At 33.2% G+C, this 13,578-nt stretch carries 11 protein-coding genes; 3 read left to right on the forward strand and 8 right to left on the reverse strand.

Features of this window, described 5'->3' with window-relative positions:
- Positions 1 to 128 precede the first annotated feature (128 nt).
- From DYH56_RS13090 to ftcD, 4 genes are all read right to left on the reverse strand, one after another.
- Positions 129 to 1,160 carry a M42 family metallopeptidase gene (locus tag DYH56_RS13090; RefSeq protein ID WP_114643329.1) on the reverse strand — a complete coding sequence of 344 codons (1,032 nt, stop codon included), beginning with the start codon at positions 1,158 to 1,160 and terminating at the stop codon, positions 129 to 131.
- Positions 1,161 to 1,174: 14 nt separating this feature from the next.
- Entirely contained in the window at positions 1,175 to 1,819 is a 645-nt protein-coding gene (locus DYH56_RS13095) for a cyclodeaminase/cyclohydrolase family protein (RefSeq protein WP_114643330.1), read from the reverse strand.
- A 131-nt stretch (positions 1,820 to 1,950) separates the two neighbouring features.
- Positions 1,951 to 3,213: an imidazolonepropionase gene (gene hutI, locus DYH56_RS13100; RefSeq protein ID WP_114643331.1), complete on the reverse strand. Its 1,263-nt coding sequence runs from the start codon at positions 3,211 to 3,213 to the stop codon at positions 1,951 to 1,953.
- 59 nt (positions 3,214 to 3,272) lie between these two features.
- A complete protein-coding gene (gene ftcD, locus DYH56_RS13105) occupies positions 3,273 to 4,163 on the reverse strand; it encodes a glutamate formimidoyltransferase (protein ID WP_114643338.1) in 891 nt (296 codons plus the stop codon).
- Positions 4,164 to 4,346: 183 nt separating this feature from the next.
- On the opposite strand from ftcD, the gene DYH56_RS13110 reads away from it, so the two are divergent.
- A complete protein-coding gene (locus tag DYH56_RS13110) occupies positions 4,347 to 5,132 on the forward strand; it encodes a formate/nitrite transporter family protein (protein WP_233500042.1) in 786 nt (261 codons plus the stop codon).
- Positions 5,133 to 5,191: 59 nt separating this feature from the next.
- On the opposite strand, the gene DYH56_RS13115 is transcribed toward DYH56_RS13110, so the two are convergent.
- From DYH56_RS13115 to DYH56_RS13125, 3 genes are all read right to left on the reverse strand, one after another.
- Positions 5,192 to 6,550, reverse strand: a complete 1,359-nt coding sequence (locus tag DYH56_RS13115) for a phenylacetate--CoA ligase family protein (RefSeq protein ID WP_114643332.1) — start codon at positions 6,548 to 6,550, stop codon at positions 5,192 to 5,194.
- A gap of 159 nt (positions 6,551 to 6,709) precedes the next feature.
- The gene (locus DYH56_RS13120; RefSeq protein ID WP_114643333.1) at positions 6,710 to 7,546 is read right to left on the reverse strand and encodes a GGDEF domain-containing protein; all 837 of its coding nucleotides are present in this window, start codon (positions 7,544 to 7,546) and stop codon (positions 6,710 to 6,712) included.
- 190 nt (positions 7,547 to 7,736) lie between these two features.
- A complete protein-coding gene (locus DYH56_RS13125) occupies positions 7,737 to 8,690 on the reverse strand; it encodes an HD-GYP domain-containing protein (RefSeq protein ID WP_114643334.1) in 954 nt (317 codons plus the stop codon).
- Positions 8,691 to 9,454: 764 nt separating this feature from the next.
- Between DYH56_RS13125 and DYH56_RS13130 the strand changes: the two genes are divergently transcribed.
- Positions 9,455 to 9,841 (forward strand): (deoxy)nucleoside triphosphate pyrophosphohydrolase, encoded by a 387-nt coding sequence (locus DYH56_RS13130; RefSeq protein ID WP_114643335.1) that lies wholly within the window; start codon positions 9,455 to 9,457, stop codon positions 9,839 to 9,841.
- 1 nt (position 9,842) lies between these two features.
- Positions 9,843 to 12,629: a DEAD/DEAH box helicase family protein gene (locus DYH56_RS13135; protein ID WP_114643336.1), complete on the forward strand. Its 2,787-nt coding sequence runs from the start codon at positions 9,843 to 9,845 to the stop codon at positions 12,627 to 12,629.
- A 566-nt stretch (positions 12,630 to 13,195) separates the two neighbouring features.
- Here DYH56_RS13135 and DYH56_RS13140 read toward each other — a convergent pair.
- On the reverse strand, positions 13,196 to 13,578 hold a 383-nt coding region (locus DYH56_RS13140), incomplete at its 5' end, for an ArsB/NhaD family transporter (RefSeq protein ID WP_304466115.1).

Consider the following 13,578-nt stretch of genomic DNA (forward strand, 5'->3'; position numbering starts at 1 on the left):
AACCCCATTAAATGCACCGAGTTAAAGTGTACATATATACAGAAAGAATTTGAAATAATAAAAAAAACATAAATTCCCGGTATCCACCAAAAATTTATGTTTTTCTTTTTATCTATTTATTTGTTTTTTTATCTGCAGTATTCAATTACTAACTTAGCTGTATTGAGCAGTCCGTCCACATGGGTTCTCTCATATGAATGAGATGCATCTACCCCGGGACCTATAAGAGCATGTTTAATTTGTGCTCCTCCACGTAAAAGTGCACTGGCATCTGAACCATAGTGCTTATAAATATCTATAACATAATCAATTTCCCCGCCTTCACATAAGTTCACCAGGCGTTTCTTCATCTCCAAATCGTAGGGACCCGAAGAATCCTTAGCACAGATAGTCACCTTATTCTCTTTGGAAGTCTGCCCGATCCCCGGAGATGCCATATCTATAGCCAATATTTCACGGGTCAATGGTGTAGCTATTCCCGATGCACCATGACCTACTTCCTCATAGTTAGATATAAAAAATTCCAAGGTGTACTCCGGGACTATCTCATTTTCCATTAGGTATTTACAGACACCTAATATTATCGCTACCCCGGCTTTATTATCCAGATGACGACTCTTAACAAATCCAGACGGAGTTACCTCTACCCTGGGATCCAAGTATACGAAATCCCCTATATTTATCCCCAATTTTTTAATATCTTCTGCATTTTCTACCAGTTCGTCCAATCTTACTACCATATTATCTTCTGTTCTCTTATCTGTTCTAGGAGCGTCCCCGTAGTTATGTACAGAGGATTTTTCAAATAAGATCGTCCCCCTGATCTCCCTGCCATTCATAGTAGATACAGTGCAGTATTCTCCGTCTACAGAGTTCCAGGCATACCCGCCAATCTGAGTTAATTTTAAACAACCGTTGGATGTAACCTCCCTTACCATCCCGCCTAAGGTATCGATATGTGCTGCAATTATCCTGCTCCCCTCTTTTTTACCGGCTATCACTGCCTTCAATGCTCCCTTGGGAGTTATTTCAGTTTTCACCCCTAATCTTTCAAACTCCTTCCTGCATACTGCTATCCCCTTCTCGGTGTCACCACTTGGACTGGGGATATTCAATATCTCAACTAATTTTTCTACCATATAGTTTGTAATATATTTCATCTGTTTCTCCTTTTTTATAACTCAATTTTTTTATTTACAAAATCCATAATGGCTTCCTTCAGGATTATAGATTCTTCCTCAATTCTTTCGTAGTTCCTCTTAAATCTATCTACTTTATCCTGGTCTTTTAAAGATCCTAAATTTATCTTTACATTGAGTATAGCTCCTCTGATCCCTGTTTCCAGCAGCATAGCTCCTACACCCAGATCTGTTATGGCATTCATATTTCCGTATTCAGAGAAAAACGGTAATAATTCCATCGCCTCTAAAGATGTTTTAGCTATTTCAAAGGGAACTTCCGTAGCTTTTAAGGTAGCTTTTTGAATTTCCTCTTTTCTGACTGCTATATTTTCATCGTTATCTTTAGGCAGTTTATATGCTCCCATAAGCTCATTAAAAGATTTTGTATCCTCATCTATTAACATTTCTACTCTTTTTCTTATTTTTAGAAGTCTTCTGTGTTTTGTTAAAAACTCTTCCTTAACCATATCATCAAATTCTCTGTACTTCTTCTTATCTATAACCAGTGATGCCATCATACGAGACAGTGCTATCCCCAGTGATGAAGAGAGAGCTGCCACACTTCCTCCTCCAGGTGCCGGTGCATCTGAATCCACCACATCTATAAAGTCTCCTAATTCTATATTTAAATAACTCATATTTATCCCCCCTATCGCCTGCGGCGAAATTGATAATTTATAATGTATAGTTACATTTGAAATCCATTCAGATCTCTTAATTGTGTTTTATCTTCCATTTCACCGTTACAATTCATGGTTCTGGTTTTTACTTAGTAAATAATTCTTCCATCTTCCACTACCTGCACTCCATTTTTATACACATCCTTGGTATGATTGATTCCAAAGTGATACATTATATATTCCAGGTTTGGTGTATCAAAAATCACAAAATCTGCTCTCTTCCCTTTTGAGATACTCCCAATCTCCTTTCCTCTATCCACTGAATAAGCAGAATTAACGGTAACTGCAGTAATAACCTCTTTAGGAGTCATCCTTAATTTCAATGATCCCAATTGCATAGCCAGCTGCAAATTCTCTGTAGGAGAACTTCCAGGATTATAGTCTGTAGACAGGGCTACTGCTACACCTTTTTCTATCATCAGACGGGCACGGGCATAGTCTTTATTCAAATTAAATGAGGTTGTAGGCAGGATATCAGCTATTACTCCAGCTTTTGCCATATCATCCATCCCTTTTTCACTGGCAGCCATAAGATGGTCAGCAGAAAACGCTCCTAACTCTGCCGATAATTCTGCTCCCCCCAGGGTTGCTATCTCATCTGCATGGATCTTCACTTTAAATCCCAATTCTTTGGCAGCATTCAATATCTTTCTGGTTTCCTCTATGGAAAAAACTCCCTCTTCACAAAAAACATCACAAAACTCCGCTAATTTTTTTTCTTTAACTACAGGCAGGGCTTTTATTATCTCGTCAATAAATTTATCCCTGTCATCCCTATATTCAGGCGGCATAGCATGGGCTCCTAAATATGTTGACACTAAGTCTACAGGATGATCTTCATTTAATTTTTTTGCAACTTCCAGCTGTTTTAGTTCAGTTTCAAGATCCAGACCATACCCGCTCTTCGCTTCTGCAGTGGTTACACCAAAAGATAACATTATATCCAAACTTTTTTTAGCTTTTTTATATAATTCTTCAAAACTGGCCTGCTTTGTGGAATTCACTGTACTCAAAATCCCCCCTCCGGCTTTCAAAATATCCATATAGGGAACCCCGTCTAACTTCTTAGAGAACTCATTTTCACGACTTCCCCCATGGACCAGATGTGTATGAGGGTCGATTAATCCGGGAGTTACAGTGAGTCCCATGGCATCCTTTATAAGGGTAGATCCCCCTATGTATTTTTTATCCGCCTCCCCTGATCCTACCTCTAAAAATTTCCCGTCTTTTATTACTATATATCCATCTTTTATTATCTCAACTTCATTCATTTCTTTTCCAACCCTTGGTTTTTTTCCTTCTCCCATGGTAATTAAATTACCTATATTTTTTACAATTAAATCAGCATACATCTTAATTTATCCCCCCATACGACCTTCGGTCGAATTTATAATAGAACATATTTATTGTTTTATAGATTAGATTCCAATACCTTCTCCATAGAAAATCCATCCAGGCCTAAGTAGTATTCCATACTCATAGCCAGGGCTTCCATGGGCACACTCCCTATGATCTCACTCCCCAATACCGGTACCCCATATCTTTTGGCTTCCATCTTTACAGTTTCAAAAACTCTGTACAACGGTGTTTTTTTATAGTTTACTACATTCATAGTCACCTGCACTATCCCTTTTTCTTTCAGCTCTGCCGGTCCGGCCTTTATATATCTGAACCCGCCGCTGGAATGCCTGATTGCCTTGGCTATATTCTTGGCTATATTTATATCTGTCGTTCCTAAATTTATATTAAATGCTACCAGCGGCAGCCTGGCTCCTACCCCTACTACTCCTGCTGTTTTATGGGGGATACACTGGCCGAAATCAGGCTTCCACTGGGGATCTTTCAATTTTTCTGCCATCCCTTCAAACTGCCCTTTTCTCACAGCAGCAAGATTCACCCTTTCCTTGCAGGTAGCTGCCTCTTCATATAAGAATACCGGAATTTTATAGTCATCAGCTATCCTTTTCCCCAATGTTATGGCTAACTCTATACACTCCTCCATCTCTATATTTTTAACAGGTATGAAGGGTACTACATCTGTAGCCCCCATCCTGGAGTGCTCTCCCCTATGAATATTCAGGTCTATCAATTCTGTGGCAATTCCTACAGCTTCATATACAGCTTCCAATACTTTTAAGGGCTCCCCTATTATATTTACAACTGTTCTGTTATAGTCTTTATCCGGCTCTACACTGAGGAGTTTTACCCCCTCTCTATTTTTTAAAGGAGCAACTATTTTTTCTATCTTTTCTAAATCTTTTCCCTCGCTAAAATTAGGTACACACTGTATTATTTGATCCAACATCCCTCTGACCCCCTAAATTTTTTAATTTTCTACACCTTTATATTAGTACTTTTTCCGCTTTTTTCCAATTTTTTTATATATTTTTTTAAGCTTAAGTGAAAAAAGTATTTTATTTATTTTTGTTTTATGATACAATATCTTCTGTGTTCAAATTTAGGAATTAAAAAAGGATGGTATAATATGTGTAAAGAAAACATGTACGATAATTATGAAACAGCAAATAATGTTGTCAACATGGGTATTAAAAAAGCTAAAAATAAAAGTATCGACGTATTCTTATTTGGTATTTTAGGCGGATTTTTCATTGCTCTGGGGTATATGGGATATATGGTTGTTACCCAGACTATGAGAACCAGGGTAGATACAGGATTAGCCAGCTTCCTGGGAGCCAGTGTCTTCCCGGTTGGGATAATGTTATGTATAGTTGTAGGAGGGTCTTTATTTACCAGCAATAACCTGCTGACTCTTGCACTGCTGGATAAAAAAATCAGTTTAAAAAATTTACTTAGAAACTGGACCTTTGTATGGCTGGGAAACTTTACAGGTTCTATAATCGCAGCTGTATTAGCTGTTACAGCAGGGCTGTATAAGTCTGAAGCAGTTCATTCTGTGGCTGTCCATATGGCAGAGCATAAGGCAATTTTAGGTTTTTCTGAAGCTGTAGCCAGTGCATTTTTCTGTAATGTTTTAGTAGCTTTAGGTGTTTGGATGACCATGTCTGGAAAGGATCTTATCTCTAAAGTTATAGGTGTTTGGTTCCCGATTATGTTATTTGTACTTTGCGGATTTCAGCATGTAGTAGCTAATATGTATGTTTTAAGTTTAGGAAAGATATTAGGAGCACATTATACCTTAGGGGAGATGTTCATGAACAATCTTATTCCTGTTACCATTGGAAATGCTCTTTCTGGAGGATTAATTTTTCCTGCTGTATATTATTTCTTATTAGTGAAAAACAAAAATTAAATTTCACTTCAAAAGCCGGCAATCTGCCGGCTTTTTATTTTTTATACAGTCTTATGACTTCAGTCTTCTTTTTTGTATGGAATTATCTGCCTGTATTTTCCTGTACGGGGATCTACAGGAATTCTTTCTACTTTTTCTGTTATTATTTTTACATCCTTCTCAAGATTTTTAGATCTAAAAAATTCAATCATCAGGGATAAAATTTCTTTCCCGGGTTCTAAGTCCCCCCTTCCAACATATTTAATTTTTAAGGTATTTTTATCATTCTGTACAAATTGAATTTTCTTTACATTATTAAAATACATTCCCACCAGTTGAAGAGCTGTTATTTTTTCCCCGCTTCCGTCTCCTCTTTCAAAATAGAGATCATCCACTACTCTACCTGCAATTTCATCTATAAGGGTGAAATTAAAATTCTGGTCTTTGGATTTTTTCAGCCTGTCTTCCATCCTATACCTTAAAAGGGGCATTACATAATTATAAAGGTTGGTTACTATGAGATCCCCTACTTCTCCCGGCAGTACTTCCTCCATTTTTTCATCGACTATCTCAAATTTATAATAGTCATCAAAAAGAATAAGTTTACTTGTTTTGGGATCCTCAGAAGCCATTCCCAGAGATTCGGTTGCTCCGTAAAAATTCAAGGGAGTTACTCCGAACGCTCTTTCAATTATCTCCCTCCTGTTTCGAGTTAATTTATCCGCTGAGCAGAATACTCTTTCTGGATATATATCCAAATTCCCACTGAGTTTTTCTTCTGCCAGGGCGGCTATAGATGAAGAGTATCCTGACAATATAGTCGGTTGAAATTCCTTTAACAATTTTACCATCTCTTCAAAGTCATCATTAACATTTAAAATTAAAGTTGTATAGTTAATATTTTTTGCTTCCTGGGCCAGATTATAGCTGGCAAAATTCCCCCCTGTTGCTATAATAAAAGCAATCCTCTCTTTTTTTAATAATTTAACCTTATGAGAAGGATCGACCCTTCCTATAATAAAAGCCTTTACTGCAGCCCATGCCTTTTGATCATAAACAAATATCGTAGGATTCCCGGTAGAACCTGAAGAAGTCATAGCTGTATATTTACCTTTATATTTTTTTCCCCAATTTTCCCTATGACTTACAAAACCTTCCAATTTTTCCCTGTTAAAATCTTTTGTGCAGATAAGATCATCAAAATTGTCTATTATAATTTCTTTATCAATTGTAGGGTATTTGTTGTAATCTATTGTTTTATAGTTTTCCAGGGTTATCCCGTGTTTTCCGTAAAATTCACGATAAAATTTTGAGTTTTTCAGTACATGTTCAATAAGATCATTTAATTTATTTTTTTGGAGTTCTAGTATCTCATCCCGTGAGCGTTTATTATTTTTTTTTACATTATAGACCTCTTTAAGTAAATGCATAACTTCCATAAAAATCCCCTCCTGCCTTTATTAGATCTCCTAATATAATATTAGGATTTCTTTATTTTTTTCCTTGTTTTAATTTATACTATGGCTTCACATAGATTTTTTTTGCTTTTATTCTTAAATTTTTTAAAAAATAAAAAAAAAATGTCCAAAATATCTGATTTAGGACATTCTTTGAACAAATTTTTGTTTGTTTTCGTGGGATTTTAAAAAAACTGTATCTTTCTTCACTCTAAATTTGGGATTTTCCACATTATTATTTATACCACCTGTTTTCAACAGAAAAACCTTTCCTTTGTTTTCTTTCTTCATAGCATACATTCTGTTGTCCGCTTCTACCAGGAGATCCTCCAACGTCCTCGCATCACAGGATGAAAATCCCGAAATCCCAAAGCTCACCGATGCCCTGTAATATTTTTGGGAAACTTCATTATATACTCTCATCTTCTCTCCTAATCTTCTCATAACTTTTTCTGCACCCTCTATACCGCATTCAGGAAAGATTATTAGAAATTCATCTCCCCCCATCCTGGAGACAATATCCGACTTCCTTACACTTGATCTCAGCATTTCAGAAATATTCCTTATGAGTTCATCCCCCTCCACATGACCAAAGCTGTCATTTACACACTTTAGTTCATCGATATCCACATAGCATACCGATAAGTTATTTTTATGTCTCTTTGACAGAATAAAATAATTTTTCAGCATCTTCAGCCCCATTCTTCTATTATAGGTATTGGTCATATCATCCATGGTTGCATAGTGCTCAAATTCCTTTGTTTTTTCTCTTATCTTCTCCTCCAAATCCCTGGTTCTCTTCACAGATAAGTATGTATTAATAATCCCAAATAAGATTCCCAAAAATACAGGCAGAATAAAAAAATTCAATTCAACCTCTATTCTGTTTATTTTTAGATTTACCGCTCCCATAATAAGTATGAAGATCATCATCGAAATAATATTCATAACTAAAAACTTCCACCTCTTCAACCCCATATTTCACTCTCCAATGTATAAAAATCAATCATCCAGTATAAATCCCTCGACTTTTTATAATATAATACCTCATTAAACTTCACTTCCCCTTAAAATTAAAACTAAAAATACTTAAAAAATACTCCCAAGTAAACATTTTTAAGCCATTATACCACAGCTTTTTTTATGTTCATTCAAAAGGATCCTTTTTTTATTTGGCTAAGACCTTATAATATTCATCCTGACTGATATTAAAACCTGACTTTAAAAATATTTTTTCCATTTTTTTATTCTCTATTTTTATCAATATTTCAACTATTCCGCTGTCCAGCTGGGTACCTGAAATTTCTTTTAAAATTTCAACTGCCTCTCTGTGGGATCTCTTCCTCTGGTATATACGGGATGTAGTAAGTGCAGAATAGGTGTCTGCTACAGCTATAATTCTGGATTCCAGGGGTATTTCATTTTTTTTCAGTCTGTAATACCCCTGGCCGTCAATTCTTTCGTGATGGTATTTGATCCATGGAATTATTTTATGAAAGACCTCAAAGGGTTCTAAAATATAGATTCCGTCGGATACATGTTTTTTTATTTGTTCGTATTCCTGGGCAGATAATTCGCTTTTTTTATTTAGAATTTCTGAAGGAGTCATAATTTTTCCTATGTCATGAAGGAGCGCCGCTTCTACCAGATCGTTTTTTGAAAGATTTTTCTTCAATTTTGAAGGGAGATCCTCAAATATGGCTTTCACTAAATTGGCTACATGTTCGGAATGGTTGCCTGTGTACCTGTCTCTTAGTTTGACTGCCCTGGTTAAACTCTCAATTGTCTGCGTATAAAAAGAATTTAGGGAAGATGAAAGATTTTTCAGCAGCAGTATGATTATATATATGAAAAAACCATCCATAAAAAACAGCAGTGAAGTTGCAAGTGTGAGCTGATTATTCATTACTTTTTTCAAATTAAGATAACCAAAATGAGATAGATATAAAAATAGAAAGGAAACCATTGCTGCAAAAACAATAAGAGTTTTTTTCTTTTTATGGGAACCTTTTATTATTTTGAAGACATTTCCAGAATTTTTTAAAAGCCTCAAATAATTTATTAAGCCTAAAAAAATAAAGATCACTCCCAGTGTGACTAGTGCTGAATTTATATATTCCATTAAATACACCTCTTTTTATTTAAAACAATAAAAATATAATTTCAATATATTTTACCATGGTTTTTGTAAAATCCTGCAAGGATCTGATCTTTGTTTAAGCAAGTTTTATACAGGAGTATCGTAAGATAAAAAAGGCTGCCTTCAGTACTCTCAAGGAAGTTTTTAATTTCCTTAAGGATACTCAGCAGCCTTTTGTCTTTTTTTCTCCCAATCCCGGCAATACCTTTAACAGGGACGTTTCACCTCATTTCTCTAATAATTTCAGGGCATCTTAGAAGGGAAATGAATAGCGCCTTATTAAGCCGCTTCCAAAAAAATTAAAATTAACCGCCTGTTTATGGCTATTTTAATTTAATTTGAATTGTTGAGCCTTCAATTCCTTGTTCTTTGTTTAGGGGTCAGCCTATCCATAAATACTCCCATTATATTATCATTCAACATCACATTTTTTTATCATCGCACAAATCCAGCAGATACTTTTCCTCTGCTGTCTTTTTAGTTTATTATAAATTCAAATAAGAATCTGCACTAATCTTGTAAGTAAAGTAATAACATTGTATACTTTAGAAGTGTTAAAAGCTTTCTAATTTAAGTGTTAGAGTTGTATTTTTAGAAAGTGATACAGAAGATTTTTGAGATAGAGAAAATTATAAAAAATTATTCATTTGTTGATAGAAATAAAAGATTATGAGTCTCTATTTTTTTTTTATTAAAGTCAATTAAATAAATAAAGAAGATTAAAGTATCAATAAAAGGAGCGTGCTATGAAAAAAATTGAAGTAGTTGCAGCGGTATTAAAATATAAAGATAAATATTTTTGCGCTCAAAGAAAAAATAAAGGTCCTCTAGCTATGAAATGGGAATTCCCTGGAGGAAAAATTGAAAAAGGAGAGACCAAAGAAGACGCTCTTATTAGAGAGTTAAAAGAAGAGCTTCTATTGGATATTACTATAGATAATTTTATTATGACTATTGAACATCAATATGAAACATTCCATCTAACAATGCATGCTTATCTTTGTCATGGAGATACAAACGATATTAAATTAATGGAACACTTAAACAGTAAATGGTTAGATAAAAATAACCTAAAAAATTTAGATTGGGCTGAAGCAGACATCCCAATAGTAAAAAAATTAATAGGAGAGTAAGATGGATAAAGCTATAAAAAAATCACTATTTAATAAAGAGGTAGAGTCTATTACTTATAATCCTAACTTAGTTGTTAATACTAATATTAAAAACATAAAAGACAAAGTGCAAAACCTTCTAAGAACTTCTAAAAGAGTTGACATTGCTGTCAGTTATGCTGTTTGGTCTGGACTCTCCCTTATTTACCAAGATTTGAAAAACTTTGACTCTAATAGCCGAATAATCGTAACTACTGAAGGAATGGTAACTGACCCTAGATCTTTGAGAAAACTTCTTGAGTTACCTATGGAGTCAAAAGTTTATACTCCTCGTCTTGGGGATAAAGGATTCCATTTAAAAACATATCTAGGTGAAGGTGAAGATCAATGTAAGATAATTTTGGGAAGTTCTAATATTTCAGCTAGGGCATTTGGTCTAGTTCATGAACTAGCAGTAGAAATAAATTCTACAAAAGATGGGTATATCATAGAAGAACACACAGATATTTTTAATAACATTTGGGAAGATTCTCTTTCTAAAACTATCACCACCGAATTAATAAAACAATATACACAGTTATTTAATGAAAAAAAAACATTTAATAAAAGAATTCATGACTTCCAATTAAAAAACAATATTATTCCTAATTACATGCAAGAAAAAGCACTAATTGAGTTGAAAAAATGTAGGGAAGAATCTGAAAAAGGTCTTGTAATTGCTGCCACTGGGACTGGAAAAACATATCTTTCTGCTTTTGATGTGAAACAATTTGAAGCTAAAAAAGTACTATTTTTAGTACATAACAGACTTATACTATCATCTGCTATAGAAACATTCCAAAAGGTTTTTCCTAATAAGAAGTTATTAGAATTAAATTCATCAAATTTAAGAACTATTCATAGTTCTGACATTATTTTTACTACTGATAAAACGGCTTATAGCCACTTATATAATAAATTTCCCGATGATTATTTTGACTATATAATCTATGATGAGGCTCATAAAATAGGAGAGAATACTAATTATCATAATTTAATAGATTTCTTTAATCCTCAATTTACTCTTGGAATTACAGCAACTCCAGAGAGAACTGAAGATCCTAAATTTTTATTTGATATTTTTGATTATACAGTTCCTTATGAAATAAGATTATTAGATGCTATGAATCATCAATTAGTCTGTCCATTTACTTACTATGGTTTAGATCTTGAAGAAAAATTGTTAGAACCCAATCAAAAGTTTAATTATTATGAATTAGCTAAATTTATGAGGCAACAACTAAATGAGAAAGGACACTTCGGAGAAAAACTAAAAGGTATTGTTTTTTGCTCTCAAATGGCTGAAGCTAATAAACTATCTATTGAATTAAACAATATAGGAATAAATACAAAATCTATTACCAGTAATAATTCTAACAGAGAAGATGTAGAAGACTATATAAAACGATTAAAAAGTGACGTAGGAGATATAGAACTTTTATGTGTAGTAAATAAATTTAATGAAGGTGTTGATATCCCTGACATAAACACAATTTTCATGGTAAGAAACACTACTTCTTCCATTATATATTTACAACAATTAGGTAGAGGACTTAGAAAAACTGAAGACCCACATAAATATGTTACTGTCTTTGATATTATTGGAAATTCAAATAACAACTATTCCATTGCTGAAGTTTTGACTGGAAATACTACTGCTGACAAAAGAACTTTGTTTGAACATGCTAACGAAGAATTTGAATCTGTTTCTCCATTTATCAATGTTAAGATTGAAAAAAAAGCTATGGAAAATATAATCAATTCTATATCTAATAATTTTAAAGTAGAATCAAGATTAAAAACTAAAATCATAGATGAATTATATCGGTTTAAAGAAATTCCTAGATTGGTTGAACTATATAATAATCCAAACTTTAAAGAATTAGACCTTTTGCAACTGCTTTGTAAAAATTTTTATGAACCCTTTATGAATAAATATGTTGAAAAATACGATATAACTAAAGATGATAAATTTCTTATAAAATTCTTTGGATTGATTACTCAATTTACTTTTAGGGGTTATAGCAGCGATATCTTAAAACAGTACGTTAAATTATTGAGAGGTGAAAAAATATATAACCAAGAACTTATCTCTATTCTCATTCCTAGAGATATAAATGGTAAAAAAACTGCTATAAATAGTGATTACTTCAAAAAAGGAAATGATTTTGTTAATATTTTTAATTATGGAACTAAACTTTCATTAACTTCTGAAGTTATAGAAGAGTTAAAAAATAAGAATGCTTATGAATTATTCATAGAACATATTGAGTTATTTGAAGAATTGTCTAAAAAAGAATCATACGAAATGAAAACATTTGATCTTGTTGACAAAGGAGAGTTTCTTTACAATATGAATGCTAATGATTGCTATATGAACGCCGTTGGTGAGAGAATAGATCACCAACAAAAGAAATTTTATTCTCCTATTCAAATAATTAACTCTGACTCTTTTCATAATAACTATATAGATGATAGAGGAAGGGTGGTCTATATGACCCAAGAATCTACTACTATAGAGGGGGCTTTAAAAAAAGTAGAGATGTTAAAAAATGGTTATAAAATGGTAGTTTGTGCTAAATTTCCACATTTAGGATATAGTTCTACTGCCTACTTTAACTTAGGAGAGACTATCATCGATGAAATATCACCAGTAAAAATTCAAGAAAAAAAGAATAGCTCTGGAAAAATAGTAAAAAAATATAACAATAAAATCTTCCTAAGGTTAGATAAAAAAATACCTGAAGAACTTTTACAATATAAAAAATAATAGTTGGGATTGTTGTAAGTTTTGTGTAAACTTTAAAAATGAAGTTTTTAGTCGTTGAGCTTTGGCAATAGTTTTTTCTACAATGACGGTTGTAACTTACTAGCAAAGACAATTATAAACTAATCTAATTTAGAAATTTTTCAACCACTAAAAAAAATATTAAGTAAAAAGAGGATGGCTTAAGTAGAAAATCTACTTATGAGCCACCCTTATTTTTATTTCTTTTTAAACTTACATTTCTTATATGCTTTTTCATTACATCATACGAATGTTTGTTTTCATTTATCCAATTGGAAAAATATGCCATTGTATCTCTTACAATATTTGCTCTCAATCTCATTAATACCAATGAATTTAAGACTTTGATAGAGCCATTTTATCCCCCTTCCCTATACATTCATAAGGGAAATGAATGTTAGAACTAAAAAAGGACAAATAGATTTAGTTTATCTCTTGCCCTTTTTAAGATATTGAATATGAATGTTCTTTCGACATATATCAGTTGTATCAAAAGTAGCAGAAAAAAATAGAACTGATTATTGTTTATTATAATTCAAATTATAGATTTAAAAATATTTGAAGAACAGGTAGATATTAGCTGCAATTAAAGTCTGAACTGCTATTACGAGGCCGAATTTCATAAATTTACCAAAACTTATCTTACACCCTGCCTTAGTGGCTGAATTTATAGCCACTACATTGGTTGCCGATGCCAGGATAGTTATGTTCCCTCCCAGGAGTGATCCCATAGAAAGTGCCCACCAGAATGTCGTAGTCTGCAGACCTTCAAAACTGGGAATCATAAAATGAATTATCTTGGATACCATGGCTGCATTGGCTACATTTCCAATTACCGAGGTGAATAATGCCGATACCCACATTATCATACTCACTGCCAATGGGAAATTTCCCCGGGTGTATTTTACAATATTGTGTCCAACAATATCCA

Origin of the sequence: Psychrilyobacter piezotolerans, from assembly GCF_003391055.1 — a bacterium.
GTDB classification, from domain to species: domain Bacteria; phylum Fusobacteriota; class Fusobacteriia; order Fusobacteriales; family Fusobacteriaceae; genus Psychrilyobacter; species Psychrilyobacter piezotolerans.